This is a genomic window from Rhodococcus sp. YL-1, assembly GCF_001942025.1.
GTDB classification, from domain to species: domain Bacteria; phylum Actinomycetota; class Actinomycetes; order Mycobacteriales; family Mycobacteriaceae; genus Rhodococcus_F; species Rhodococcus_F qingshengii.
In genome coordinates this window covers 2082674-2108102 of record NZ_CP017299.1, presented here as the reverse complement: position 1 = coordinate 2108102, position 25429 = coordinate 2082674, and the positions used below count along the sequence as shown (strand labels likewise).

The following is a 25429-nucleotide window of genomic DNA, read 5'->3' as shown; positions in this document are numbered from 1 at the left end:
CTTTTCGTAGACCACGACGAATGGATGTCGCACACCGCGCGGCGGGTAATCGGGCTTGCCGACACTCGGTGACTACCGAGAATCGACCTACCGTTGCGGGTCAGCGCCGGATTCGGACCGGCTTCCCCCACACGCGTGGCTTGCAAGTGCTTCGAGCAGTATGCATGACGTTTCCGATTCAAGACCAAACGCCCACTACAGTCGATCTGGCCAGACGCCCCCACACACCGGAGTTGATACATGACACGCTGGGCCCAAACCGTCGTCGCCCGGAAATGGTGGGTACTGAGCCTCGCGGTTCTGATAGTTCTCATCAGTGGGGTGTGGGGACTCGGAGTGTTCGGCAAGCTCAGCCAGGGCGGCTTCATCGATCCGGGCAGCGACTCCGCGAAGGTCGCCGACATCATCGAAGACAATCTCGGACCGCAGACCCCGGACATCATCGCGATCTACTCGCCCACGGACGGCAAGACTCTGGACGACATCGGGCCGGCAGTGACAGCCGCCGTCGACCAATTCAAAACCGAAGTGCCGACCGCTTCGGTGAAATCGTATTGGGGAACAGACGCCGCAGCGAAGGCCAGCCTGCTCTCGAACGACGGATCCATGGCGGCCGTTGCGATCACGTTGGCACCGGACTCGGGCGTCACGCCCGCCACTTTCGCCGATCTCCTGCCGAAGCTCGAAGTCGAAGGTGCCGAGGCACAATTCGCGGGTAACACCGTCGTCGGCGTCGCATTCAACACCAAGCTCGAGAAGGACCTGGTGGTCGCCGAAGCCATCGCCATTCCGATCACTCTGGTGCTGTTGGTCTTCATCTTCGGCGGCATCGTCGCCGCTGCCGTGCCCGTGTTCGTGGGTGTACTCAGTGTCCTGAGCGCTTTGGCCGTTCTGCGAATCCTCACGCTGATCACCGATGTGTCCTCGTTCTCGATCAACGTCGCTTCTCTTCTCGGGTTGGGACTTGCCATCGACTACGGACTGTTCGTGGTCGGTCGGTTCCGTGAAGAACTGAATTCGGGCTCGGACCCGGGAGCGGCTGCTCAGCGGACAGTTCTGACGGCGGGTCGCACCGTCATGTTCTCGGGTCTACTGCTGATCTGTGCGTTCAGCGGCATGCTCGTATTCCCCCAGGCCGTCATCCGGTCTCTGGGCTTCGGCGCGATCGCTGCGGTATTGAGCGCGGCCGTCCTGTCGCTGACCGCTGTGCCTGCGCTGCTTGCCATTCTGGGGCATCGCATCAACGCCCTGACGTGGCGCAAGGATGCGGCGCAACGCGGCGAGGAACGCTCGCGCAAGTTCTGGGGCCGCGTCGTCACGTGGGTGATGAAGCGTCCGGTCGCAGTCTCGGTGACGATCGTGGCTGTGCTGCTCGTGATGGCCTCGCCGCTGCTCGGCGCCCGGCTGGGAGAACTCTCGTACACCGCACTACCGGACAACGACCCCGCTCGCGTCGCAATGGACACGTTGGTCAACGACTTCCCGCAAACCGGAAACGGCGCAACGATGATCCTTCAGGCCGAGGACGGGAACACTCTCACCCCGGCCGAAGGTGCAGCGATCGCCGAGTCCGCCGGTCAAGTCGAGGGCATCGGTCAGGCGACCGTCGTCGCGAGCACCAATCAACTCGTCGCGGTTCAGGCTCTCTACAGCGAGGGCTCTACACCCCAATCACAGAGCGCCGCAGTGACAGATCTGCGTGCGATCTCCGCTCCCGACGGAACGGTGCTGCTTGTCGGCGGCGGTCAAGCCATGGTCGACGACGGCAACAACGCCGTCCTGCACTGGCTACCGGTGATGATCCTCATCATGGTCGGATCCACCCTGATCCTGTTGTTCCTCGCGTTCGGTTCGGTGGTGCTGCCGATCAAGGCGGTGCTGATGGCAGCCCTGAGCCTCGCGACCACCTTCGGTGTCCTCACCTTCGTCTTCCAGGACGGACACGGCGTCGAACTCCTCGGGGTCAGTCAAACTCCGCTGGAGGCGACGTTCGTCGTGCTCATCCTGGCGGTGGTGTTCGGATTGTCCACGGACTACGAGGTTTTCCTGATGTCACGGATGGTCGAGGCCAAGAACGCGGGAGCGACGACAGAGGAAGCGGTCAAGTTCGGAACCGAGCGCACCGGCCGCATCGTGACGGCTGCCGCCTTACTCCTGATAGTGGTGACGGGGGCCTTCGCAATGTCAGGGCTGTCAGTGATGAAGTTCCTGGGCGTCGGCATGATCGTCGCGCTGATCGTCGACGCGACCATCATCCGCATGTTGCTCGTGCCCTCGCTCGTGAAGTTGATGGGCGAAGCGAACTGGTGGGCTCCTGTGTGGATGAAAAAGGTTCACGAGAAGGTCGGCATCGGCCACTGATCGCGACTGGATCATGTCGCTGAAGAGTGCCTGGGATCCTGCGGAGAGCCGTGTTTGACTAGGGGTCGTGGATGACTTACCTGAGAGTGTTGTGGTCGGCTCAGCAGTGTTTTCGCGTGTCGACTCGGACGATTCGTTGGCGTGCTGGACATCGATCATCGATGTCCAGGGGGTCGGTGACTCCAGGCCGGTGAGTCTGGTTATCGAGCCGGCCACCGTGCCGGAGTCTGCGGTGTGTGAGCTCGCTGCGACCGTGATGGCCCGGTTCGGTGAGTTTGCCGAAGTCGCCGCCGATTACCTGCGTCAACAGCTGCGTGGGCCACAGTTCGGCCTCCGCCACTCCGAACTCGTGGAGTTGGACGCCACGGAGTCACTGTTCGGCGAACCTGAGGCGGTGATCTGGGCTGACGGAACCTGGCTGCTGCGGTTCGCTGAGTCAAAGCTCGAGATGGCCGATCCTTTCGGGATCGGTGTTCTGTTCGAAGGAACGACTCCGTATGCGGTCGAGGACTTGTCGGGCGCTGAACCGGCCTAGGGTTTGCCGGCCTGTCCACGCCATCGCCTCGACGATGGTGCGCCGGTCTACTGGCGGACGGCGCATGGCCTTCACACCCTCGGAACAACGGCCGCCCACATCTCATCCGAAATCACGTCACGCGACGCAAGGACGAGCGCGCACCCCACTGCGCCCGAAACTCTTCAGCAACAGACCTAGTGGATTTCCCTGATCGGGCAGTCGTCCTCGAGGATGACTGCCCGATCGTCTAAATCGCTCCGCAGGGCGATGTTCTCCGAAGCTGATTTCGTCAGACTTGGAGCATGACAATTTTCGAATGGATCCTTGCAATCCCCGCTCTTGCGCTTGCCGTCGCGTTCTTGTTCTCCGGAATCATCTCCGCGGGCATCGACTTCGACGCCGAGGACGGGGTCATGACGCATTGATGTTCGTTTCCCTCTAGCCGCTGATCTTACTTTGGAGTAAGTTACCGACTATGGCCACATACATCGTCACTGGCGGTACTGGATTTCTCGGACGAGCTGCACTGCCACTCCTGCTCGAGCGTGATCAAACTGCTCAGATCCATGTGCTGGTCAGAGCCGGTTCTGTCGCCAAACTCGAAGAACAGGTGTCGGCAATTCCCGGCGGCGATCGCGTGCATCCGCTCATTGGAGATCTGACCGAGCCTGGGCTGGGCATCGATTCTCCCCCACCTGCCGACCACGTCCTTCACCTCGGCGCGATCTACGACATCACCGCCGGAGACGAGCAGGCTTCGACGAATGTCGAGGGCACACGCTCCGTGGTCGAACTTGCTGCGAAACTGGGAGCCACCCTTCATCACGTGTCATCGGTCGCAGTCGCAGGCGACTATCCGGGCACGTTCAGCGAGACCGATTTCGATTGCGGCCAAGGCTTTCCGACGCCCTACCACCGAACCAAGTTCGAGGCCGAGAAGCTCGTTCGAGAACGAGAAGGCCTCACCTGGCGTGTTTATCGGCCGTCTGCCGTGGTCGGCAACTCCGTCACCGGGGAGATGGACAAGATCGACGGTCCGTACTACTTGTTTCCAGGACTGGCGCTACTCGCGAAACTACCTGCAGCACTCCCCGTCCCGATCCCCAACCTCGGCGCAACCAATGTGGTGCCCGTCGATTACGTAGCCGCCGCCCTCGTCGAATTGATGCACGCGCCCGGCCACGACGGCGAAGCATTCCATCTCGTGAATCCGAAACCTCAACCGGTACGCGAAATCTATGCCGGACTCGCCAAGGCCGCCGGAGCACCCCGGCCCGCACTCAGCCTTCCGGGCGTGATCGCCAAACCCTTTGTCTCGCCCTTGCCGATGGACTCGGCGGAATCGGCACGGAAGGTCTTCCTCGATCGCATCGGCATGCCTGCAGCATTGCTCGACAACATGACGATGGCGCCGACCTTCACCTCGGAGAGAACCGTTGCCGCCCTGGCCGGATCGGGACTGGCGGTCCCCGAGTTCGGGTCGTACTCCACTGTGTTGTGGAAGTACTGGCGCGCAAACCTCGATCCCAATCGCGCACGACGTAACAATCCCGAAGGACCACTCGTCGGTCGGATCGTTCTGATCACCGGAGGCTCTTCCGGAATCGGCAAGGCATCGGCCATTGCCGCCGCTCAGAAAGGCGCCACCGTTCTCCTGATCGCACGCCGCACCGACGAACTCGATGCCGCGGTACGGGAGATTCGATCAGCCGGAGGCAAGGCGTTCGGTTACCCCTGCGACATCACCGACGACGAGTCGGTCCAGCACACGATCAAAAGCATTCTGACAGAACACGATCACGTAGACATGTTGGTAAACAACGCCGGCCGATCCATCCGGCGCGGCATTTACCACTCCACTGATCGTTTCCACGACTACGAACGAACGATGGCCGTGAACTACTTCGGCGCTGTCCGATTGGTGCTCGCCTTGTTACCGACCATGCGCTCTCGCCGCTTCGGCCACATCGTGAACATCAGCAGCGCGGGAGTCCAGGCGGCAACGCCTAGATTCTCGGCCTACGTGGCAAGCAAGGCCGCCCTCGACGGTTTCTCGGACGTAGCCGCCTCCGAAACCCTGACGGACGGAATCACTTTCACGACCATCCACATGCCCCTGGTCGAAACACCGATGATCGCTCCGACCGGCGAATACAACAACGGCCCGATCTCCAGCCCGGAAAAGGCTGCGGCAATGGTGATCCGCGCGCTGATCGACCGCCCCAAACGCATCGACGTACCACTGGGAACCCTGGGTGATCTGGGAACCCTGTTCGCACCGCACACCAAGGACCGAATTCTCAACCAGATGTACCAGGCATTCCCCGACTCTCCGGCGGCAAAGGGTCAGGTAGACAAGGAAACTCCGGCAGACGCTCCGGCAACACCGACGCGACAGCACCACTCGCGCTCGCGCATCCGCAAACTCGGCCGTCGTGCCGCCCGACTCGTGCCCGGTACGCACTGGTGACCGGTGGTGTGACTTCGCCTCGGAGCGTTTCGGCAAGAGGAACGGATCTGTAGGTTCAGTCGGCGAATCCTCACCGGGTCACGCTGACAAAAGCAATCAACCGCCAGTTGCACAGGGTTCCGTATCGGTGCCTGACCCCGGGACCACCAGACCAGACTCGTAGGCGATGACGACAGCGTGCGTCCGATTCTGAGCACCGAGCTTTGCCAGCACGTTCCCGACATGCGTTTTCACTGTCTCCAGGCTCACAACCAGAACCTGAGCAATATCCGAGTTGCACAGCCCGGTGGCCATCAACCGCAATACCTCTTCCTCCTTTGCTGTCAGCGCTGCATTCGGGAACGCCTCAGCGGAGACCAACGGGCGGGGCGTAACCATCCGGCGTAGCGCGGCAGGGAACAGGATCACTTCGCCCGCCGCCACCACACGTACTGCCGCTGCGATCTGCGGGACTGGGAGCCGCTTCAGCACGAAGCCACTCGCGCCCGCACTGAGTGCGGCCGTGACGTAGCCATCGTTTTCGAAAGTGGTGATTACCAAGACTTTCGGCGGTTCGGTGCACTCGGCCTGGAGGTGCCGAGTTGCCTCTATTCCGTTGCGCAGCGGCATCCGCACGTCCATCAGCACCACATCCGGACGAAGTTGCCGCGAAAGCTCCACTGCTTCGATACCGTCGGAAGCCTCGCCGACGACCACAATCCCGGGCTGAGCTGCGAGCAGCATACGCAGGCCGCTGCGGGTAACGTCGTCGTCATCCGCAATCAGCAGGGTGACTGGCATGCTTGCAGGTTTGGCGGCGTCCTCACTCCAATTGGCTTCGGTCATCGTGCCACCCGGACCGGCAACTGAACACTCAATCGCCAGCCCTGGGCTCCGTCCGGTCCAGCCTTGAACTCACCGTTCAAGAGTCGCACGCGCTCGGCCAAACCTGCCAGGCCGCGCCCTGATCTTCGAACTACGTCTGCCTTTCCCCCGGTCACTGCCCCGATGCTGTTGACCACTCTGAGCTCGACGCTCTCCGAGCCGACTGCCACCGTGATTTCGATCGGCCCGCTGTCCCCGTGCCGCAGAGCATTGGTCGTCCCCTCTTGCAGGATCCGGTACGCCGCGCGAGAGAGTGTCCCCTGGATCTGTGAAAGGTCACCCGACAGGTTCACCTCCACAACCGCCCCCGCATGCCGCAACCGATCAATTAACGCAGGCAAGTCCGACAGCGTCCGAGAAGGTACAGCCCCAGGCCTCTCCTCGCGAAGTACACCCAGTACGTAGTCCAGGTCCTCGAGCGCTGCCCGTGTCGACTCCTCGATGCTACGCATGGCGGCCCTCGCTGCGGCAGGATCGGAGGCAAGCACCTCGCCGGCCACCGCCGCCTGGATCGTGGCGGCGGTGAGCGTGTGTCCGATCGAGTCGTGCAACTCGTGAGCGACCCGATTACGTTCGGCCAGTTGCAGTTCACGTTCTTCCGCCAGCGCGAGCCGTTCAGCCGTGGACGGCCCCAACAGTCGTGGCGCCAGCCATCTCAGCAGTGTTGCCACCAGGACACAAATTCCTACCGCAAGCAGGAGGCAGCCGGCCGCCACGACCCAGGTCCATCCACCCGTCACGTCAACCGACGTATCGAACAGACTGATTCGCGCCGTGCCGCCGAGCCAGTTCCCCGGGAGCGAAATCCCCATGATGAAAAGGACGCTGGTCGCGAGCGCCGCCAGCCAACCCACCATGACATGCAGGACAATCCAGAGCGGGGCCCGCCAGCGATCAATGTCCGAGAGGTTAGGAGTACGGTGTCCGAGCGCTGGACTCGGCAGCGACACCTGCAGCAGTCGGCGGGCAGAAACGATGAGCGCGCGTCGCACAGGATGCACCAGGCCGAGTGCTCCTACCAAAGTCACCCATATGAGCAGGACCGAAAGCACCCGGACGAACTCGGGTGCGGATTGCCACGCGAGAGCAGGCAACATCGCAACCACCAGAAGTGGCAGGCTTGCCAACACACCACAAAAGGCGAAAAGTACAGCTGAGTATGTAGAGCCCCGCATCAGCGGTCGTAGTCCGGTGATCATGATTCGACAAGTATGACTGGGCCGCTCGGCGATGGCCTCCCCCGATCGAGGGAGATGGTTTTCCCGCGTCGGAGCGATGCGCGACCAATCCTCCAGCAGACAGGATCGTGTCCAGACCGATCAATCTCTCCAAGGAGTTCTACTGATGCGCCGCCACAGTCGACAGGGCCAGCCTCCCTCACCCCAAAGACAAAGCCGGAAACGGCACCGCGCCCTCTGTTCCGTCGCAATGACTCTCAGCGTGGTCACCCTCGGTGCGTGCTCGTCGTCCGCCGATACCGTCGCTGCGCGGCACGATGCGGTTCAACGCTCCCTCGACGCGCTGGTGAGCGAGGACGGACTACCCGCCGCCCTCGCAAGCATCCAAGACCGAAACGGCAACTCCCACAACTACACCGCAGGAGTCGGTGACCTGACCACCGGATCAGAGGTACCCCCCAACGGCCAGATACGAATCGGCAGCAACACCAAAACCTTCACCGCAGTAGTGGTCCTGCAACTGGTCGCCGAAGGAAAGATCGAACTCGACACCCCCATCGAGACCTACCTACCCGGACTCGTCCGCGGAGACGGGATCGACGGCCACAACATCACCATCCGCCAACTCCTCCAACACACCAGCGGACTCCCCAACTACAGCAACTACTTGGAAGACGAAGTCCGATATTACGACCCACGCGAACTTCTCGACATCGCGCTCGAACATCCTGCCGACTTCGCCCCCGGAACGAGTTGGAAGTACAGCAACACCAACTACGTCCTCGCCGGCCTACTCGTACAGAAGATCACTGAAAAACCCCTCGCCGAGGAGATGAACCGGCGAATCTTCGCGCCGATCGATCTGCAGCACACATACTTTCCTGAACCATACGACGAGAAGATCTCGGAACTTCACCCCCGCGGCTACTACCGGGAGTCATCGGACGCGCCTCCCGTCGACATCACAGAGATAGACCCCTCGTGGGGATGGGCCGCAGGGCAATTGATCTCCACCACCTCGGACCTCAACCAGTTTCTCCACGCACTCCTCGACGGACGACTGCTCCCCGCAGCCCAACTCGACCAGATGCGCACTACCGTCCCCGCGGAGGAAACCTTCGGACCCGATGCCCGCTACGGACTTGGATTGGTCAGCCGCCCGCTACCGTGTGGCGGCCTGTCCTGGAGCCACGGCGGCAGTTTCCCTGGATACGAGACACGCGGGGGCGCTACCGACGACGGACGCGAAGCGAACATCGCGGTCAGCATGCAAGTAGTCGACGACGCCACCCGGAGAAAACTCGAACACGCGGTGGATATCGCCCTTTGTCGCTGAGGCCTCCTGTCAATCACCAAAGGCCGCCTACTCCGAAATAGCTCGTCAAACCGACAGTATCGGCCGCGAGACGCCGGACTCCGAGGTGCAGCCAGCTACACCCCGTACGCTCCGGCACGCACCACCGAGAGACTGCACTTCGCACCATGGAGGACGCGTACGCACGTCAATACTGTTCTCTGCATGTGGAACTCACCACGAGATTCGACGAACAGGAGACCACAACCAATGACCACCCTTCGACGTCGCCCCCTGCTCACCGTGCTTCCGGCAGTCACCGCTGCAGCCCTCATATTGGGCGTGAGCGGATGTGGTGACACCACTGACTCCACTGATTCCACTCGGCAAAGCGACGCTGCCGTGCAACAGGCGCTCGACGGCGTCATCGAGCAGGGGATCCCCGGCGCACAACTCGTGATCTCCGACCCGTCGCGGGGCACTCGCATCATTCGTGCAGGAATGGGAAACACCGCCACCGGCGAGCCTATCCCCGATGATGCGCGGGTCCGAATCGGCAGCAACACAAAGGCCTTCGTCTCGACCGTCGTCATGCAACTCGTCGACGACGGACTGCTCGACCTCGATATGAGCATCGAGCACTACCTGCCCGGAACGGTCGTAGGCAACGGGAACGACGGCAACCGAGTCACCATTCGAGATCTCTTGCAGCACACCAGTGGACTGACGGACTACCTCGCCGCCGGCGGAGCACGGCCGGAAGACATCAAGCCCGGCCAGCTGCTGGTGGGGACAAGCGCACAACCACCGGAGCACTTCTCCCCCACTGAACTGGTCGATATCGCGATGTCTCTTCCACCCGGCCCGGCAGCCAAAGACAAGGCTGTCTATTCGAACACGAACTACATTCTGCTCGGGATGCTCATCGAGAAGGTCACAGGACGCCCTGCCGCGCAGGAGATCACCACCCGCATAATCGATCCGCTCGGACTGATGGACACCTATTTTCCCGCCTCCCGCGAGACACAGATCCGCGGTTCTCATGCACAGGGCTATCACCCGATTGACGGCATTCAGGTCGATGTCACCGATGGCGACGTGTCGTGGGCCGACACCGCAGGTGCGATGGTCGCAACGGGCGCCGACCTCAACACTTTCTTCACGGCTTTGCTACGCGGCGATCTCGTCTCGAATGACAGGCTCGCCGAGATGAAACACACCGTGCCGTTCGACAGGAGCCCGCAGGACAGCTACGGACTCGGACTAGTCCGCGTGAACAGCTCCTGCGGGAAGGAGATCTGGGGTCACGGCGGCGGAATTCCCGGCTTCGGCACCTCGGGCGGAGTCGATACCACAGGACGCGCTGTGACTCTCACCCTCAATCGCATCCCGATGAGCGAGGACGCCTTCGTAGCAGCACAGCGAGTTGTCGACGCAGCGATGTGCGAGAAGTGAAGGAAACATGTTCGTGCACGACTTCGCACGCAACATCGAACAACAATTCTTCCCGAGCGAACGATGTCCCGAACCCTACCAATCCTCAGGAGTTCTACTGATGCGTAACAATATTCGAAAGGGCTTCCCTTCCTCAGATCGCCGGCAGGACCGCAAACGGCACCGGACCTTTTCGGTCGTTGCCGCGGCGGCCCTCGGTGCCATGACGCTGGCGTCCTGCTCGCCGTCATCCGCCCTCAGTCCCGATACCGTCGGTTCTTCCTCCACCGAGTCCGACGCGGTTCAACGCTCCCTCGACGCGCTGGTGAGCGAGGACGGACTACCCGCCGCCCTCGCAAGCATCCAAGACCGAAACGGCAACTCCCACAACTACACCGCAGGAGTCGGTGACCTGACCACCGGATCAGAGGTACCCCCCAACGGCCAGATACGAATCGGCAGCAACACCAAAACCTTCACCGCAGTAGTGGTCCTGCAACTGGTCGCCGAAGGAAAGATCGAACTCGACACCCCCATCGAGACCTACCTACCCGGACTCGTCCGCGGAGACGGGATCGACGGCCACAACATCACCATCCGCCAACTCCTCCAACACACCAGCGGACTCCCCGATTACGGAATACACGTCAATGACGAAGAGATCAGATACCGCTACGCCGACCCCCACGATTTGCTCGACGTCGCGTTCCAACACCCCGCCGACGCACCGCCCGGAACGAGTTGGGGGTACAGCAACACCAACTACATTCTGGCCGGCCTACTCGTACAGAAGGTTGCCGGCCGCCCCCTCGCCGAGGAGATGAATCGACGTATCTTCGCGCCGATCGGCCTGCGCGACACCTACTTCCCATCCCCGGGAGACATGACCATCCGGGGTCCCCATCCCAAGGGATACCACCGCACCGCACCAGACAGCCCACTGAGTGACGTCACAGAGATGGACCCGTCGTGGGGATGGGCCGCAGGGCAGCTGATCTCCACCACCTCGGACCTCAACCAGTTCCTCTACGCGCTACTCGACGGACGACTGCTCCCCGCAGCCGAACTCGACCAGATGCGTACCACCGTCCACGTCGGCGGGCCCACCGGACTCGAGTACGGCCTCGGCCTCACCAGCAGGACTCTCTCGTGCGGCGGGGTCTACTGGGGCCATGGCGGCGACATAGTCGGTTACGAGACCCGCGGCGGCATCACCGACAACGGGCGCGCCGTAAACCTTGCGGTGACTGCTCTTCCCACGACTGCGTCCGCCACGCAACACGTCGTAGACACCGTGGACAGAGCTTTGTGCAGTTAAAGCTCTGGTGACAGCGTCACCCGGAATCTCACCCGAGTGACGCTGTACCGCCCGACGAAACATTCGGTCGGTTATTGGCCGAACGGACCAATGCGGCCTACGTGTCCGCTGCCACACTTCATCAGTCCATGCGGCACAACGCAATTCAGGAGGCATGATGAAGTCGGAACGCGCCACAGTTGAGGAACCCTCGCATAGCGGCGGCAAGTCGATACAAAACATATTGGACAACAAGTCAATTCGTCGAACAACGACTATGACTGTTGGGCTGCTCAGTACGATCTGGATGATCGACATGATAGATCGCGTGATGATCGGGCTTGCACTGCCGATGATCGGAGACGAATTCTCCCTCAGTAATACGCAATTGGGCGGAGTCGTGTCGATCTTCGCCATCTTTTACATGCTCGGGCAGGTCCCCGGCGGCATGCTGGCCGACCGATTCGGACCCCGGCCACTGTTGATCGTTGCGTTGATCCTGTGGTCGGTGTTCACCGCACTGACAGGATTCGCCTGGGGACTCGTCTCGCTGATGGTCATGCGTGCGATGTTCGGTCTCAGCCAGGGTCTCTTCCCAGCAGCGTCGTTCAAAGCTCTGGCTGAGCGAACCCGTCCGAAAACTCGCGCCACGGCCATGGGCTTCATGATCGGTGCAAACAACCTGGGCCCCGGCATCGCACCATTGATCATCGCCCCAGTTCTCATGGCCGTCGGTTGGCGGGACGCATTTTGGCTGGTGGCCATAGTCGGCGCCGTGATCGGCACAGTCGTCTGGTTGGTGCTCCCGGCGCCGTTGGACACAGAGATCACGGAAGATCCGGAGGCCGCACTGCAACCGCTCGCCAGTGAACACTCACGCGCCGCGGTATTCAAGTCCGTTTCGGTCTGGAAGTTCGCACTTCTGTTCTGCCTGGCCAACATGGCCGGATATGGGCTGTTGACCTGGGTGCCGAGCTACCTCCTCAACGAAAAGGGGCTCTCGCTGATCGATACGGGAATCTTCGCGGCGATCCCGTTCATCGTCACGGCATTGGCCATCGTCGTCGGTGGACGTCTGGTGGACAAGTACTTTCACGACAGCGCGCGCATTCTGCTCGTTCCGTGCATGGCCACCTCCGCCATTCTGCTGTTCTTGATGACTACCACCGATACCGTCGCGATGTTCACGTTCTATCAAACCCTCGCGATGGGCGTCAGCGGACTGTGCTCGATGTCGATCTTCGCCCTCCCGTTGCGGGCATTGCCTGCCGAATTCCTCGGTTCCGGAATGGGTTTGATCAACGGTTGTGGACAGCTCGCCGGTTTCATCACCCCCCTCGTGATGGGATGGATGGTGGACCAGTTCTCGTACATGGCCGCGTTCGGAGTCCTGGTCGGCGCGACGGCTGCGGCGGCTTTGGTGGCCATGATCGTTCCGCAAACCCCGGCGAAATTCTGAGGGCTCTCACGTGGTCCGGCGAAGTGGCCGCTGAAGGGTCGTTCCCGGCAGTGGCCGCTTCGCCGATCCGGAGCTGACCCCGGTGCCAGCTCGTCACCTCACTGCATCGAACCCGTTGCGCGAGCGCCGAAGTGCGCGCCCTGTAAGCATCCCCGTCGGCACCCCGTCCGACAGTGCCGGTTGCCCATTGACCACAACGTGCCGCATTCCGGTCGCATACACTCTTGGGTTGTCGTATGTCGCGAGATCCTCTACCTGCGAGGGGTCAAAGATCGCCAGATCGGCGTATCCCCCTGGCGCAATGTAGCCCCGCTTCGCCAAACCGAAGTTTTCAGCAGGAAGGCTGGTCATTCGGCGAACGCATTCCTCGACTGATTGCCCGCCAATGCCGCGGGTGTAGCGGCTCAGAATACGGGCGAAAGTTCCGAATGAACGGGGGTGGACGGGTTGCCCCGCGAAAAGGGTCTCCGTGCTTTGAGCATCGGCATCGGAACCAACCGAAACCCAGGGACGCTCGAAGGCAGTTCGCGTGTTGTCCTCCGACGCAATGAAATAGGCAGCCTCGGCTGTGGGGAGAGCGTCGAGAACAGCCAGTATGGTGTCTACCGGGTCGTGATGCCCCATCCTCCGAGCAATAGATCCCAGAGCTTCCCCCGCTCGGATCCCGAGTGCCGGTACCTCGGACAAGATCGTCACCCCATCGGCGCCTCCGGACGCAGCGTAGAGATTCTCCCAGTCCTCGTCCTCACGATGGATCCTCTCGCGGATCTGCTCTCGGACACCGGTCGAGTTCAGGTGCGTGCGCCCGGCCGTCGTGTCACGACACCGAAACTCCGGTGGCAACGCGGCACTGAGCAGCGTGTTCCCCGCCTCGTACGGATATACGTCCGCGGTGATTCGCACACCGTCCTCGCGAGCCGACTCAACCAATTGCAAGGCCTCGGACATTTTGTGCCAGTGCGACTTACCAGCAACCTTGAGGTGGTAGATCTCCCCGCGCGCTCCTGTCGTTCGAGCGATATCGACCAGTTCCTCGATGCTTTCGAGAAACCTCTGCCCTTCGCTTCGGAGATGGCAGATATGGACGGCATCGTGTCTGGCGAGCACCTGCGAAAATGCTCGCAACTCGCCGGAATCCGCATAGCTTCCGGGTGGATAGATCAGAGCCGAACCCACTCCGAGAGCTCCATTTTCAAGCTCCTCGTCGAGCAGGGCACACGCTTCGGCCAGCTCTTGTTCACTCAACAGGCGATTGTCCACACCCGCAACCACCATGCGCAGATTCGCCGCGCCGACGAAGCTCGCCACGTTGAAACCGACGCCGTTCGTCTCCAAGGATTCGAGAAAATCATGCAACCTCGGCCAATGTGATTGCACCCCAGTTGGAATCGCGCCCAATCCGAGCATCGCCGGAGTCATCGAACCCGTGACCGGTCCGAGAGACACGCCTTCACCGAAGACCTGGGTTGTGACCCCCTGATACAAGTCCGACAATCCTCGTGGGTCTTGCTGCAGCGTGAGGTAACTATGGCTGAGCACATTCACAAAACCGGGAGCCACCATGCAACCGCGAGCATCGATGTCGATCGCCCCCGGCACAGCACCGATCGTTCCGACTTCCACGATCGTGTCACCGGAGATCGCAACATCCGCTTTCCTGGGCGGGCTCCCTCTACCATCGAGCACAGTCCCGTCCCGAACGACGATTGTCGGCAGCATCACGTCTCCTCCACGGTGGCCTTGCTGTCGCGAGATGCGACCCTGTTCACTTTGCTGAATCGTGGAAGCGAAATCTTGTTCCAGACACACATACGCGATGCAAAATTGGTGCCGCCCTACCAAACTGGCCCATGGTTCCGATCATGCCATCGGTCAGCCGACGACCCTGCGGATCTCATTCTCGGAGGCATTGGCGCCCGTGCAGACAACAGCAACGCGCTTGCCAGCGAAGGTGTTCGGATGCGAATAGACCGCAGCAAGTGCGGCCGCACCAGCACCTTCGCTCAAAGTGTGAGCGTCGTAGAGCAACGCCCGCTGCGCGAGGGTGATGTCGTCATCCGTGACGAGCAGGAAGCCTCCTAGCCGTTCACGCAAAACACGTTGTGTCAGTGCGAACCCGGCACCGGTCGCAAGCCCCTCGACACGGGTGGTGTTCGGGCGCTCGACGCACGTGCCGGAACTCCACGAGTCATGTGCGGCTCGTGCGGCCTCAGACTGCACTGCGAACACCTCGAGGTGCGGTGCAAGCGCACTGGCGACGAGACACGCCGCCGCCGCACCGCTGCCGCCACCGACTGGGACCACCACCGCGTCCAGATCAGGTTGTTGTTCGAGGAGTTCGACGTAGGCCGTTGCAACACCGGCGAGGATTGCCGGCTCATTGGCGGCGCTCACGAGACGCAGGCCGTCACGTTCGCTGATGAAATCGGCGTGAGCACGTGCTTCGTCGAAGTTCACACCGTGCTCGATGAGCTCGGCTCCGAGCATGCGGACAGCGTGAGCCTTGACTGGATTCGCCCCAACCGGCATGACGATCACACACCGCACGCCCGCACCCGCTGCGGCATACGCCAAGGACTGAGCATGGTTTCCGGTCGAGTAGCCGACAATCCCCCGCGCCCGCGTCGCCTCATCCAGTCCTGCCACCAGGTTCAGTCCGCCGCGAACCTTGAACGCACCCGTGGGGTGCACGTTCTCGTGTTTGACGAACAATTGGCTGCACGAGCCCGCACCCAAGGTCGGGTGCGATATCAGGGCCGTGACCGGTAGATGCCGTCGGACGACCTGACTGGCACGCTCGATGTCTGCCCATACGGGTGGATGTAGCTGGTTTGATGCCGTGAGATCAGATGCCGGTGCCATGTGATTCACCCTGCCAAACACCGATTCATAGATCCAATACGTGTTTTCGTCCAAAGCATCGAAATCTTCTATGATTTTGGCATGCTCGATCTAATTCGGCTGAGGGTCCTGGTAGCTGTTGCACAGGAAGGATCGGTGACAGCCGCCGCCGATTCTCTCGGTTACGCGCAGCCCTCCATCAGTCACCACCTTCGACAGCTCGAATCAGAAGTCGGGGTTCCACTGTTCCAGCGAGCGGGTCGTGGACTGCGCCTGACGGACGCCGGCGCAGTGCTGGTTCGGCGAGCCACCGAGATCCTCGGCCACGTCGACGCAGCGGTAGCCGAAGTCCAGACGTACGCAGGACTGAGGGCCGGGCGGGTACGACTGGCCGCATTCCCGTCAGCCCTGGCGAGTTTGATTCCGCAGGCGATGGCAGCGTTCACGTCCCAGTACCCCGATGTGTCCATCAGCCTCGTTGATGCAGAACCACCCAAAGCACTTGCACTGCTTCGTAACAACGATGTCGACGTAGCTGTTGTCTTCGCGCACGAGGACACCCCTGAAGTCGGGCTCAAGCAGGTCGCGCAGACGACTTTGCTGGAAGATCCGTTGTACCTGATCACATCTACGCGGAATGCAGATGCCGCCAACGAGATCACGGACTACGCCGGTGAGACCTGGATTGCCGGTTGCCCGAGCTGCCGAGCCCACCTCCTCACCGCTTGCAATCGAGCTGGATTCATTCCGCGGATCGAGTTCGAGACCGACGACTACGTCGCCGTCCAAGCCCTGGTCGCCTCCGGAAGCGGGGTAAGCACCCTTCCGGCCCTCGCCCTCCAGGCACATCAGAACCCGAGTATCCGCGCACACCGCATTCCCGGCGAGCGACGCACTGTCTCCGTCGCAACCTACGGCAAACCTCCACTTGCTCCCGCGATCGACGCGTTCGTCAGAACTCTGACAGCGATATCCGAATCCATGCGTGAGCGCGTCGAATTGGATGGGCACCAAGATAACCGGTGACCTCAGGTCCGGCCGACCACCGCGACTATCAGTGCGGCAAGTTCGCTTCGAGCATCGTCGGGCGAGAGCGCTCCCGCTACCGCCGCATGCGAGAGTGCCTCTGCAGCACCGAATATTGCGGTCATCGAAGGTTGCGCAAGTCCTCCGCCCGCACCAAAGGGAGTCAGCACCTCCCGACATCGTTCGGAATAGGCGTGTTCCGATTCACGCTTGACCCGCTCCAGCTCGGGCGAACCCTCCAGCGCTGCAAGCACACCCGTCAGTTCACGCCCCTGCGCCAGCGAACATCCGACGTAGGAGTCGGCGATGGCATTCGCGCGTCCGTTCAGAGACTCATCCGCGGCATCGAGATACTCCTCGAGCATCACCGTCTGACGATCGTCGAATTCCTTGAAGAGCGCTGCCAACAACGCGGCGCGAGAGGCGAAATGGCTGTATACAACTGGCTTTGCAACGACGGCACGTTCAGCCAACCGACCAAGGGTCAGCGCGTCCGCACCCTCCTCTCGCACCAACGCCCACGACACCTCCACGAGTTGTTCGTACCTGCCGGCTCGCGACAGTCTCGTACGTGCCATCGGACACCTCCTTGCGCTATATACCAATAGTAACCTACTCTTAGTACATAAGCGCACCATCTACCGAAGGACGCTCATGACCACACTCCTCGTAGTCTCCCACCCCGATCCCCAGTCACTTACCCAGCATGTCGCCCGTTCTACCGCCGACGCGATCCGCGACCTGGGCGGCGACGTCGACTTCGCGGACCTACATGCCGAGAATTTCGATCCCCGATTCGCCGAAGCCGATGTGAACCTGTTCCGCGGCAAAGGGACTCCCCCGGCCGACGTTGTAGCCGAGCAGGAGCGAATCGATCGTGCAGACGATCTGATTCTCGTGTTTCCGATGTACTGGTGGTCGATGCCCGCACTACTCAAAGGTTGGATCGATCGAGTCTTCGTCAGCGGATGGGCTTACGAATTCACCCCGGGAAGCGAATTCGTGAAGAAACTGGACCGACTCACCGTCCACCTGATTCCAGTCGCAGGTGACGACGCCGAGAGTTTCGACCGACACGGCGTGTACGAGGCCTTCCGGACACAGATCGAACGCGGAATCATCGAATATTGCGGTGCCACAATGGGATCGACAACCTTCGTTCACGAGTCGGACACGAAGAGCCGAGACGTCCTCGCCGCAGAAATCCACGACCTCAGCGAAAGCATCGCGTCCCGTGTCGCCTACCCTGCGACCGCGACTTCCCGTTGACGGTCAAAAACGGTCAACTGGCGCTTGACCGGCCCGTGGCCGCCCAGTAGCGAAGCGTGTCTCCCGAATGGCCGAGGTTGCGCGACAACTGATCAGCTGGGCGCACGCTATCGAGAAGTCCCCCACACCCTTCGATAACATTACGCGAACCCGCGTTCGTTTCGTCGCAGGTAATCAGGACGCGACTGAGCCCCACCGGGTCGCCGGCATACGTGAGCACTTCCCGCAGAGCAGCCGACGCTATCCCTTTCCGCCGTTCCGACGGCCGAATCCCGTAGCCGATATGACCACCAAGATCCGCCAAGAACTCATTCAAGCTGTGTCGCAACTGGATAGCACCGAGATACCTGCCGTCTCGCACGATCCACCAGTTGGTTGCCGGGACAATGTCGGGCCCCGGCAACGCCTCGGGCTGCGCCAACAACTCCTGAACCCACTGCCCGAATCCATCGCGTGATGCAAGGTCCAGATCCAGACGTTGCGCAACTCCCAACGCCGAACCGGGCTGATCCGCCTGCGGTCCACCCCACTCGTCACGCGACTCCAACCAGGACACCCACAAGGCCTCGTCAGGCGCAACCAAATCGACTGTCATAGCAGCGATGCTACGTCGCACCCGCAATGATCGAGACTTCGCCTCAATCCATCACAAAAGCACATAGTGTCGATGTATGAGTGGACGATTCACAGCTGGGGTCTTTATCGTCGTCGTCAGTGTCGTCGCCGTTGCGTTGGTTTGGACCGGCGTTCGAGACTATGAATCTTTCACTCCACCGGTCGCGACGGCGGTCGATCGGGCAGACTGCCTCGCCCCTGATATCACCGCCGCGCTCGTAGCCCCCGAGGCACGCGACAGCAGCATCGCACTTCGCCCCGAGGGAAGTGGTTACCCGCCTCCTGATTTCAGCCCCGTTGCCGTTGTTCGATGCGAACGCGGAGAAACGTCCGACGGTGGGTTGACCATCGACTCCATACGCCTCGAGGGGGACATCCACGCGGTGGACGATGCATTCCGCGAACAGTCTCGTCGATTTCCTGCCAACGTCCGGGCCGACTGCGCGTACCGTCTCGTCCCGCCAGCCGGTTTGTGGCTGGTAGACGAAGCAGGAGCAGCCATACGCCCTACCTGGCCGACCGCGCCCTGCGGACTGCAAGAGAAACCACACGCAGCCCTGAGCCAACTACATGAGATCAGCCGCGCGCAGCATCCGGTCGACGGCATCTCCTCCGATGACGCCGGAACCTGCGCGGAGTCGATCGGACAACCGTTCGCGACGACCACTGAAGCTGACATGAGTCGCATGGCAGAACACGAAGACACTCACGCGCGCCCACTGACGGAAACAGCTTTGGCTACACCGATTTCCGACGTCGGCAGACTACTGGTGTGCCGCTATTCCACCGAACCGCCGCTGCCCGAGTCCCGAATCCGCTTGTCACGCCAGCAGAGTACTGATCTGATGGAGGTTGCATCCACCGCGCCACCTGCAGGCCCATGCGATCTCGTCGCCCATCACATCGCTTCGATCGACGTACTTCGTCCCGACGGATCGGGCGGCACGCGGATGGCAGTCGAACTCGACGGATGCCAACGCGTAAACCTCCTCGGACAACGTCAATTACCGCCCGCAGTCATTGCGCTCCTGTTGCAGTAGCGATGACCCACACCCGAGTTCATCGAGACTGATCGTAGAAAACCGACGATGAAATCACAGGTCTCGAATCGACGTGACGACAACCGGCCTGACCGGCTTGGGCGCCGCGCCGCAACTCGGTGGACGCGGCGCGAGTTCGGAGACTGCAGTCTCCACGGCCCATTGCCGGCCGTCCACATGTGCGACGACGCATGTCCCGTCACTCGCCTGCTCGATGACAGCCAAGTCGTCGATTCCGCAGGTTATTTGCTGTCGCACAGCAATTTCCGAAGCCTGCCCCGCAGGAGACCAACAACTCCGTCCACGCAGGCCTGGCAAATGGACCTGATCTCGGGAAGCCACCTCCACGGCCGTGACACTCTCACTTGCCGACAGACGGCCGTACGTATTGCCGCTCGGCAACAGGATCATCGACGGCGCGAATCGGTGCCCGCCGGTATGCGAACACTCCCACACCTGGGGTCCGAAGGACGACATCAGCGCTGCGGCGATCGGCCTGCCGAATACAGCGCAGCACTGGTCGCGCTTGCCGTGCGCGCAGACCAATACGACTGGCTCGGTCACTTGCTCGCCCAGTCCTGGTGGCGGCCCATCCAACAAGAAGAAATCGACGTCGAGTAATTCCATCGGCAAATCGATGTGCAACCTTTCACACCATGAGTCGCTCGGATCGGAGCGCGCAAGCAGGACGGTGTGTCCATCAGTCATCGGATCGGTACGCCCGGGTCGCCGAACGAACATGATTCGCACGTTCGCTGCATCGGCTCGGCGGCTCAGCTCGGCGGCAAGGTCCTCCCCCAAGGCCGTACCGTCCAACACGTCACGACCCCACGCGGCATTGAATTCGAGGCATACCCAGCCCCGCACGACGGCAGCGCTGCCTGCCAGCGGCTCATCGACAGCAGACAGTGCGGAACAGGTTTCGGCTTCGATCACGAGGCCCATTGTGTCAGCCTCGCTGGGTGTCGATTCGCAAGTCCCTGTGGCCCAGTGACACGGCAGCTCAATAGAACTTCTTGCCCTCCGCAAGCTGGTTCACGAACTTCTCGATCCGCCTGGCTCGCGTCTCCGGACGCTTTGCCTCCTGCAGTCGGTACGCGATGGTGAATCGGTTGGTGGAATTGAGCGTCGCGTAGAACTCACGAGCCTTCGGGTTTTCCGCGAGCGCATCGAGAAAGTCTTTCGGGACCTCGGCCTTGGCTGATCCCTCGTACGCGCGATCCCATCGACCGTCGGCCTTGGCCTTCTCGATCTCGGCGATGCCGGAAGGCTCGAGAAGTCCCGCAGCGTCGAGGCGGGCGACTATCTCGACGTTGCGTTTGGACCACGGACTCCGCGCGGTGCGTCGCGAAAACTTCTGTACGAAGAAATCGTCGTCGATTCGCCGTGCGAGGCTGTCGATCCAGCCGAAGCACAGGGCAACGTCCAACGCTTGGTCGTAGTCGATCGAACTGTGCGACGAGGTCTTCTTGGCCATTTTCAGCCAAAGGCCGGGGACAACCTCGTGGTTCTCGGACAGCCATCGACGGAACTCTGCTCCGTCAGCGAAGTATTCGGTGCCGAGTTCGACTGCCATCAGTGCTCCTCATTTTCGCGATACCCATACTCTGACAAAACCCTGCGACAAATATCCGAGAGTTCCGAGTGCGAGCACCCATTTGGCAATACTGACGGTCGAAGCGGCGCGAACCCTCGAGTCGGTGATCCTGTCGCGATGATCGAGGAAATGGAGTCCGACCACGTTCTCGACGTAGTCGCCGGCCGCCGACAGTACCGGCACTACGGCAAGGGCGCGCCGAGTTGCCGGGGAAAGGGGAACCCGCTCCCCGAGCCTCGTGCCCGCTGACCGCAAAGCCATCGCGTAGATCGCGGGATGTACGAAGTCGGGGTAGTAGTGACTGCGAAATCGTGCCGTGGCCTCTGCGTCCATGGAGTCCAATATTTCGACGTACCGGCGAGCAGAGAAGGCCGTCTGCACTTCCAATACTTTGGGAGCCACCGGCCCGAGTAGGCGAGCAATATTCGCTTGTGAGACAACAAAAGCGGTGGTCCACAGTGCCATCGCCTTCGCAGATCCAGTTGGTGCCATGCCACGATCGTGCCATCTTCGCACAACAGAACGGAACGGCCCGACGGAAGAGCTCGCCGAAAATGTGAATGAGGTTGTAAAAAGCGGGCATTCCGTATCGATCATCGGTCCGATAGCGGGGAGCGCGCATGTCGCCCAAGTCCAACCCGACTGTTCTGTTCATCCACGGACTTTGGATGCACCCGACCACCTGGGACCCCTGGGCGCAGGTTTTCAGCGCGCAGGGATACCCCACGATGGCGCCGGGGTGGCCAGGGGACGCGTCGACCGTGGGTGAGACGCGTGAACACCCGGAAGACATCGCGGGACACGGCATCGAGGACGTGACGGATCACTACGCCAAGGTGATAGCCGATCTCGACGAACCACCGATCGTGGTGGGGCATTCGTTCGGAGGCTTGATCGCGCAGAAACTTCTGGGCCAGAAGCTGGCGACCGCGGCAATTGCCATCGACCCGGCTCAGCCCAAAGGGGTGTTGAAACTTCCCCTCGTTCAACTGGGCAGTGTTTTTCCGGTCCTGTCCAACCCCGGGAACTACCGGAAGGCGTACTCACACAACAGAGAGTCGTTCCACAAGTCCTTCGCCAGTGCCGTGTCCAAGGACGAGTCCGACGCATTGTTCGAGCAGTATGCGATTCCCGCCCCTGGTCGGCCGTTGTTCGAGGCAGCACTCGCCAACTTCGCGCCCCACAGCCCCGCTGCAGTAGATTTCAACGCCCGCCGCGGGCCACTCCTGATGATCGGCGGCGGCAAGGATCGCACAGTCCCGAAAGCCAGTTCGGACAGCTCGTTCAAGAAGTACGCCAAGGCCCCGACGATCAACGAATACAAGGTCTTCGGCGATCGAGGTCACTCGCTGACCATCGACCACGGCTGGCGTGAGATCGCGGACTACAGCCTTGCCTGGCTCGACAAGCAGGGCATGAGCCCGCCGCAAGGCAAGCACGAAAGTCAGTCTCAGCCGAAAGCTTGAAAACGACGGCGGTACACCTGCGGCGAGATTCCGAGATGCGTCGAAAATGCTCGTCGTAGGGATTCCGAACTGCCGAATCCCGCCAATTGCGCGGCTTCGGTCACCGAGTGGCCGGCATCGAGGAGCGCTTTCGCGGAGTCGAAACGGATCAACTCGACGTATTTGGCCGGCGTCGTACCGAGTTCTTCCCGAAAGAGCCTCGTCAGATGCCGTGGGCTCAGGTGCGCCAGGGCAGCCAGTTCGTCGACCGAGTACTCCCCCGCCGGATCGGCCGCCACCGCCTCGACCACTGCGCGAAGCGCGGGCACCCGGGGCCGCGGCCCGCTCAACGACGGCGAGAACTGTGACTGCCCACCTGGACGTTGGAGAAATACCACCAGAAGCTGTGCGACACGTCGGGCCATTTCTGCACCATGATCGCGCTCGAGCAATGCGAGCGCGAGGTCGATCCCGGCGGTCACACCCGCAGACGAGAACACCGTGCCGTCCTGGATGAAAATGGCGTCGGGAACTACCGTGATCTGCGGATAGGCGCGCGCCAGCGTTGCCGTGTGTTGCCAATGCGTCGTTGCGCGGCGTCCGTCGAGCAGTCCACTCGCCGCCAGGATGAAAGTCCCGGTACAGATCGAGGCAACCCGACCCGAACGTCTCGCAAGATCGCTCGCTGCCTCACGCAATTCCGGACTCACCGGCATCGACGGGAACACGTCGCCACCCATGACCAGCAACGTGTCGAAGGAACCGGAATCTGCGACGTCACAGTCGACCGGAATGCGCATGCCGGTCGACGAGTCGACATCGTGTCCACCCACCGAGCAGATCACCAACTCGTAGTTCGCTCCGCCGCGATTGGCCTCTGCGAACACCTCGCTCGGACCTGCGACGTCGAGCAGTTTGACGCCGTCGAACACCAGGACGGCAACTCGATGCACTGCGGTCACGATCGCTCCCCTTCGTCCTGATCTGTGGACAGTATGGCCGAGATCAGGGTGCGCCCGCGTGCGTGCTCGACCGACACTGGGACAGACCGAGAAATTCGCAGCAGCGACGAGCAGAGCAGGTACCGATGAACACGATCATTGCCGGTGTGAAAATCCCCGATTCGAAGATGGCTGCCGACGCCACCGAACTCGTCCGAGATACGGCGTCCGAGTTACTGTTTCACCACTCGCGACGCGTCTTCCTCTTCGGATCGCTGCAAGGCGCGCGTTTGGGACTGCACGCCGACCCTGAATTGCTCTACGTCGGCGCCATGTTTCACGACCTGGGGCTCACCGAGAAATTCCGGGACAGTACGGCGCGATTCGAATTGGACAGCGCAGACGAAGCGCGGCGATTCCTCACCGGCTACGAAGTCGACGAAACCGACATCCGCAAAGTGTGGGAAGGCATCGCTCTACATACGACGCCCGAGGTCCCCTCGCGACTGGAGCCCGAAATCGCCTTGGTGACAGCGGGTGTGGAGACCGATGTACTCGGAATCGGATACAGCGAACTCGACCAGGCCGACATCGACGCCGTCACCGCGGCCCACCCCCGTCCGGATTTCAAGAATCAGATCTTGAAGGCCTTCACCGACGGCTTCAAGCACCGTCCCGAAAGTACGTTCGGGACGGTGAACGCTGACGTACTCGAACATTTCGTGCCGGGATTTCGGCACATCGATTTTGTCGAGGTCATCCAGAACTCGGCTTGGCCCCAATAGAATTCGCAGTCATTTGGCCGCCTCACTCATCGCAGCGGCATCTTCTGCCCCGAACTTTTCCTCGAGGGTCTCCGGCGAATAGTCGAGGTCGATCTCGGCGACGTCGCGCCCGCGTGCAGACTCGATCGCCGAAAGTCTGCGCTGCGCACGGTCTGCGGCATACTCGAGGAACTCCTGATTGTCCAAACCGAACGGCTGCACCTCGAATTGATCGTTGACCCAGTTGATCATTCCGAGGGCCATGGGCATGAGTTCACCCATCCGCTGCTGAACGACGTCCCAGTTGTGATCGTCGGCGGCGACGTGCCTTCGGCAGGTGAACGTTCCCCAAGCCATGTGCCGTCGTTCGTCGTCACCGATCTTTCGCACCAATTGCTGCATGCCAGGGAGGATTCCGCGCGTCGCACAAACTTTCTGCCAGGCGTAGTAACCCGTCAACGCCAGACTGCCCTCGATGACGTGGTTGTACGTGACGCTGGCACGCACCTGGTTGACCGGGCTGGGGTCTGTCTCGAGAATGCGTAGCGACGACGGCAGCTCCTCGTAGAACAGTTGCCGGTAGTACGGATTGTCAGCGACGTAGGAATGCAGGTCACTGGTCAATCCCACTTCGTCCATCCACAGCCGAAACACCTGGGTGTGCTTGGCTTCCTCGAAACAGAACTGCGTCAAGTACATCTCGTCGCCGAATCGTCCCTCGGTCGACATTGCTTTCATGAACGGTTGAATGTCTTCGGTGACGGCTTCTTCACCGGCGATGAACTGCGCACACAGGAAGGTGGCGCTGCGCTGTTGTTCGCTGGTCAGCTCCTGCCAGTCACGGGCATCCTGCGAAAAATCGAGGTCGGTTGGGTTCCAGAATTTGGCGTTTCCCTTGGTGAACAATCGGAGTGGGAACGAATCCCAGTTCAACCCTCCCGACCGAAGAGAACTGAAACCTTCTCGCCCCGGCGAGGTGACAGTCATGACATTCCTTCTTCCCAAACCGAAGACAGA

Annotated in this window: 24 protein-coding genes and 1 riboswitch; of the genes, 13 read left to right on the top strand and 11 right to left on the bottom strand. The window is 61.4% G+C overall.

Features of this window, described 5'->3' with window-relative positions; all coding sequences use genetic code 11:
* Positions 1-23: 23 nt before the first annotated feature.
* Positions 24-169, bottom strand: a riboswitch (cobalamin riboswitch).
* Positions 170-240: 71 nt separating this feature from the next.
* From BH682_RS09845 to BH682_RS09835, 4 genes are all read left to right on the top strand, one after another.
* A complete protein-coding gene (locus tag BH682_RS09845; RefSeq protein ID WP_075832774.1) occupies positions 241-2361 on the top strand; it encodes an MMPL family transporter in 2121 nt (706 codons plus the stop codon).
* Between the two features lie 67 nt (positions 2362-2428).
* On the top strand, positions 2429-2896 hold the full coding sequence (locus BH682_RS09840) for a hypothetical protein (RefSeq protein ID WP_223304434.1): 468 nt from the start codon (positions 2429-2431) through the stop codon (positions 2894-2896).
* Between the two features lie 284 nt (positions 2897-3180).
* A complete protein-coding gene (locus BH682_RS37060; RefSeq protein WP_003940840.1) occupies positions 3181-3303 on the top strand; it encodes a hypothetical protein in 123 nt (40 codons plus the stop codon).
* A 50-nt stretch (positions 3304-3353) separates the two neighbouring features.
* Positions 3354-5348: an SDR family oxidoreductase gene (locus BH682_RS09835; protein WP_075832772.1), complete on the top strand. Its 1995-nt coding sequence runs from the start codon at positions 3354-3356 to the stop codon at positions 5346-5348.
* Between the two features lie 96 nt (positions 5349-5444).
* On the opposite strand, the gene BH682_RS09830 is transcribed toward BH682_RS09835, so the two are convergent.
* Both BH682_RS09830 and BH682_RS09825 read right to left on the bottom strand, forming a co-directional pair.
* Entirely contained in the window at positions 5445-6173 is a 729-nt protein-coding gene (locus BH682_RS09830) for a response regulator transcription factor (protein ID WP_007727444.1), read from the bottom strand.
* Positions 6170-7411, bottom strand: a complete 1242-nt coding sequence (locus BH682_RS09825) for a sensor histidine kinase (RefSeq protein ID WP_047271820.1) — start codon at positions 7409-7411, stop codon at positions 6170-6172. The genes BH682_RS09830 and BH682_RS09825 overlap by 4 nt, the downstream gene beginning before the upstream one ends.
* A 229-nt stretch (positions 7412-7640) precedes the next feature.
* On the opposite strand from BH682_RS09825, the gene BH682_RS09820 reads away from it, so the two are divergent.
* From BH682_RS09820 to BH682_RS09805, 4 genes are all read left to right on the top strand, one after another.
* Positions 7641-8726, top strand: a complete 1086-nt coding sequence (locus BH682_RS09820) for a serine hydrolase domain-containing protein (protein WP_228232550.1) — start codon at positions 7641-7643, stop codon at positions 8724-8726.
* Positions 8727-8954: 228 nt separating this feature from the next.
* Positions 8955-10139: a serine hydrolase domain-containing protein gene (locus tag BH682_RS09815; protein ID WP_075832771.1), complete on the top strand. Its 1185-nt coding sequence runs from the start codon at positions 8955-8957 to the stop codon at positions 10137-10139.
* 100 nt (positions 10140-10239) lie between these two features.
* Positions 10240-11436, top strand: a complete 1197-nt coding sequence (locus tag BH682_RS09810; RefSeq protein WP_232354236.1) for a serine hydrolase domain-containing protein — start codon at positions 10240-10242, stop codon at positions 11434-11436.
* Between the two features lie 286 nt (positions 11437-11722).
* Entirely contained in the window at positions 11723-12874 is a 1152-nt protein-coding gene (locus BH682_RS09805; RefSeq protein WP_223304655.1) for an MFS transporter, read from the top strand.
* A 93-nt stretch (positions 12875-12967) separates the two neighbouring features.
* Here the strand turns inward: BH682_RS09805 and BH682_RS09800 are convergent, their stop codons facing one another.
* Positions 12968-14593 (bottom strand): N-acyl-D-amino-acid deacylase family protein, encoded by a 1626-nt coding sequence (locus tag BH682_RS09800; RefSeq protein WP_075832769.1) that lies wholly within the window; start codon positions 14591-14593, stop codon positions 12968-12970.
* 153 nt (positions 14594-14746) lie between these two features.
* On the bottom strand, positions 14747-15736 hold the full coding sequence (locus tag BH682_RS09795; protein ID WP_075835211.1) for a threonine ammonia-lyase: 990 nt from the start codon (positions 15734-15736) through the stop codon (positions 14747-14749).
* An 81-nt stretch (positions 15737-15817) separates the two neighbouring features.
* Between BH682_RS09795 and BH682_RS09790 the strand changes: the two genes are divergently transcribed.
* Positions 15818-16741 carry a LysR family transcriptional regulator gene (locus tag BH682_RS09790; protein ID WP_054782056.1) on the top strand — a complete coding sequence of 308 codons (924 nt, stop codon included), beginning with the start codon at positions 15818-15820 and terminating at the stop codon, positions 16739-16741.
* 2 nt (positions 16742-16743) lie between these two features.
* On the opposite strand, the gene BH682_RS09785 is transcribed toward BH682_RS09790, so the two are convergent.
* Positions 16744-17319 (bottom strand): TetR/AcrR family transcriptional regulator, encoded by a 576-nt coding sequence (locus BH682_RS09785; RefSeq protein ID WP_007727466.1) that lies wholly within the window; start codon positions 17317-17319, stop codon positions 16744-16746.
* A gap of 76 nt (positions 17320-17395) precedes the next feature.
* On the opposite strand from BH682_RS09785, the gene BH682_RS09780 reads away from it, so the two are divergent.
* Positions 17396-18010 carry an NAD(P)H-dependent oxidoreductase gene (locus tag BH682_RS09780; RefSeq protein WP_075832767.1) on the top strand — a complete coding sequence of 205 codons (615 nt, stop codon included), beginning with the start codon at positions 17396-17398 and terminating at the stop codon, positions 18008-18010.
* Between the two features lie 13 nt (positions 18011-18023).
* Here BH682_RS09780 and BH682_RS09775 read toward each other — a convergent pair whose 3' ends face one another.
* Positions 18024-18605 carry a GNAT family N-acetyltransferase gene (locus tag BH682_RS09775; protein ID WP_007727469.1) on the bottom strand — a complete coding sequence of 194 codons (582 nt, stop codon included), beginning with the start codon at positions 18603-18605 and terminating at the stop codon, positions 18024-18026.
* A 76-nt stretch (positions 18606-18681) separates the two neighbouring features.
* Here BH682_RS09775 and BH682_RS09770 point away from each other — a divergent pair, with 76 nt between their 5' ends.
* A complete protein-coding gene (locus BH682_RS09770; protein WP_003940911.1) occupies positions 18682-19665 on the top strand; it encodes a hypothetical protein in 984 nt (327 codons plus the stop codon).
* A 54-nt stretch (positions 19666-19719) separates the two neighbouring features.
* On the opposite strand, the gene BH682_RS09765 is transcribed toward BH682_RS09770, so the two are convergent.
* Genes BH682_RS09765 through BH682_RS09755 form a run of 3 tightly spaced genes read right to left on the bottom strand, consistent with a single transcriptional unit; the run spans position 19720 to position 21754 of the window.
* Positions 19720-20610: a sucrase ferredoxin gene (locus BH682_RS09765; RefSeq protein WP_064689602.1), complete on the bottom strand. Its 891-nt coding sequence runs from the start codon at positions 20608-20610 to the stop codon at positions 19720-19722.
* A gap of 58 nt (positions 20611-20668) precedes the next feature.
* Positions 20669-21241 carry a YdeI/OmpD-associated family protein gene (locus BH682_RS09760; protein WP_007727476.1) on the bottom strand — a complete coding sequence of 191 codons (573 nt, stop codon included), beginning with the start codon at positions 21239-21241 and terminating at the stop codon, positions 20669-20671.
* 9 nt (positions 21242-21250) lie between these two features.
* Positions 21251-21754 carry a hypothetical protein gene (locus BH682_RS09755; RefSeq protein ID WP_075832765.1) on the bottom strand — a complete coding sequence of 168 codons (504 nt, stop codon included), beginning with the start codon at positions 21752-21754 and terminating at the stop codon, positions 21251-21253.
* Positions 21755-21882: 128 nt separating this feature from the next.
* Here BH682_RS09755 and BH682_RS09750 point away from each other — a divergent pair, with 128 nt between their 5' ends.
* Positions 21883-22728 carry an alpha/beta hydrolase gene (locus BH682_RS09750; protein WP_054188135.1) on the top strand — a complete coding sequence of 282 codons (846 nt, stop codon included), beginning with the start codon at positions 21883-21885 and terminating at the stop codon, positions 22726-22728.
* Here BH682_RS09750 and BH682_RS09745 read toward each other — a convergent pair.
* Positions 22713-23669 (bottom strand): GlxA family transcriptional regulator, encoded by a 957-nt coding sequence (locus tag BH682_RS09745; protein ID WP_007727480.1) that lies wholly within the window; start codon positions 23667-23669, stop codon positions 22713-22715. The two genes, BH682_RS09750 and BH682_RS09745, sit on opposite strands and share 16 nt — an antisense overlap.
* Before the next feature lie 125 nt (positions 23670-23794).
* Between BH682_RS09745 and BH682_RS09740 the strand changes: the two genes are divergently transcribed.
* Positions 23795-24433: an HD domain-containing protein gene (locus tag BH682_RS09740; protein ID WP_007727481.1), complete on the top strand. Its 639-nt coding sequence runs from the start codon at positions 23795-23797 to the stop codon at positions 24431-24433.
* Between the two features lie 9 nt (positions 24434-24442).
* Here BH682_RS09740 and BH682_RS09735 read toward each other — a convergent pair whose 3' ends face one another.
* Positions 24443-25399 carry a R2-like ligand-binding oxidase gene (locus BH682_RS09735; protein WP_003940790.1) on the bottom strand — a complete coding sequence of 319 codons (957 nt, stop codon included), beginning with the start codon at positions 25397-25399 and terminating at the stop codon, positions 24443-24445.
* Positions 25400-25429 lie beyond the last annotated feature (30 nt).

Excerpts from the sequence above, each read along its gene's own strand:
- BH682_RS09795 (WP_075835211.1), bottom strand. The coding sequence starts at position 15,736 with ATGGCACCGGCATCTGATCTCACGGCATCAAACCAGCTACATCCACCC.
- BH682_RS09800 (WP_075832769.1), bottom strand. The coding sequence starts at position 14,593 with ATGCTGCCGACAATCGTCGTTCGGGACGGGACTGTGCTCGATGGTAGA.
- BH682_RS09760 (WP_007727476.1), bottom strand. The coding sequence starts at position 21,241 with ATGGCAGTCGAACTCGGCACCGAATACTTCGCTGACGGAGCAGAGTTC.
- BH682_RS09845 (WP_075832774.1), top strand. The coding sequence starts at position 241 with ATGACACGCTGGGCCCAAACCGTCGTCGCCCGGAAATGGTGGGTACTG.
- BH682_RS09780 (WP_075832767.1), top strand. The coding sequence starts at position 17,396 with ATGACCACACTCCTCGTAGTCTCCCACCCCGATCCCCAGTCACTTACC.
- BH682_RS09755 (WP_075832765.1), bottom strand. The coding sequence starts at position 21,754 with ATGGCACCAACTGGATCTGCGAAGGCGATGGCACTGTGGACCACCGCT.
- BH682_RS09785 (WP_007727466.1), bottom strand. The coding sequence starts at position 17,319 with ATGGCACGTACGAGACTGTCGCGAGCCGGCAGGTACGAACAACTCGTG.
- BH682_RS09790 (WP_054782056.1), top strand. The coding sequence starts at position 15,818 with ATGCTCGATCTAATTCGGCTGAGGGTCCTGGTAGCTGTTGCACAGGAA.
- BH682_RS09820 (WP_228232550.1), top strand. The coding sequence starts at position 7,641 with ATGACTCTCAGCGTGGTCACCCTCGGTGCGTGCTCGTCGTCCGCCGAT.
- BH682_RS09810 (WP_232354236.1), top strand. The coding sequence starts at position 10,240 with ATGCGTAACAATATTCGAAAGGGCTTCCCTTCCTCAGATCGCCGGCAG.
- BH682_RS09735 (WP_003940790.1), bottom strand. The coding sequence starts at position 25,399 with ATGACTGTCACCTCGCCGGGGCGAGAAGGTTTCAGTTCTCTTCGGTCG.
- BH682_RS09815 (WP_075832771.1), top strand. The coding sequence starts at position 8,955 with ATGACCACCCTTCGACGTCGCCCCCTGCTCACCGTGCTTCCGGCAGTC.
- BH682_RS09775 (WP_007727469.1), bottom strand. The coding sequence starts at position 18,605 with ATGACAGTCGATTTGGTTGCGCCTGACGAGGCCTTGTGGGTGTCCTGG.
- BH682_RS09770 (WP_003940911.1), top strand. The coding sequence starts at position 18,682 with ATGAGTGGACGATTCACAGCTGGGGTCTTTATCGTCGTCGTCAGTGTC.
- BH682_RS37060 (WP_003940840.1), top strand. The coding sequence starts at position 3,181 with ATGACAATTTTCGAATGGATCCTTGCAATCCCCGCTCTTGCGCTTGCC.
- BH682_RS09825 (WP_047271820.1), bottom strand. The coding sequence starts at position 7,411 with ATGATCACCGGACTACGACCGCTGATGCGGGGCTCTACATACTCAGCT.
- BH682_RS09805 (WP_223304655.1), top strand. The coding sequence starts at position 11,723 with ATGATCGACATGATAGATCGCGTGATGATCGGGCTTGCACTGCCGATG.
- BH682_RS09835 (WP_075832772.1), top strand. The coding sequence starts at position 3,354 with ATGGCCACATACATCGTCACTGGCGGTACTGGATTTCTCGGACGAGCT.
- BH682_RS09830 (WP_007727444.1), bottom strand. The coding sequence starts at position 6,173 with ATGACCGAAGCCAATTGGAGTGAGGACGCCGCCAAACCTGCAAGCATG.
- BH682_RS09740 (WP_007727481.1), top strand. The coding sequence starts at position 23,795 with ATGAACACGATCATTGCCGGTGTGAAAATCCCCGATTCGAAGATGGCT.
- BH682_RS09750 (WP_054188135.1), top strand. The coding sequence starts at position 21,883 with ATGTCGCCCAAGTCCAACCCGACTGTTCTGTTCATCCACGGACTTTGG.
- BH682_RS09765 (WP_064689602.1), bottom strand. The coding sequence starts at position 20,610 with ATGGGCCTCGTGATCGAAGCCGAAACCTGTTCCGCACTGTCTGCTGTC.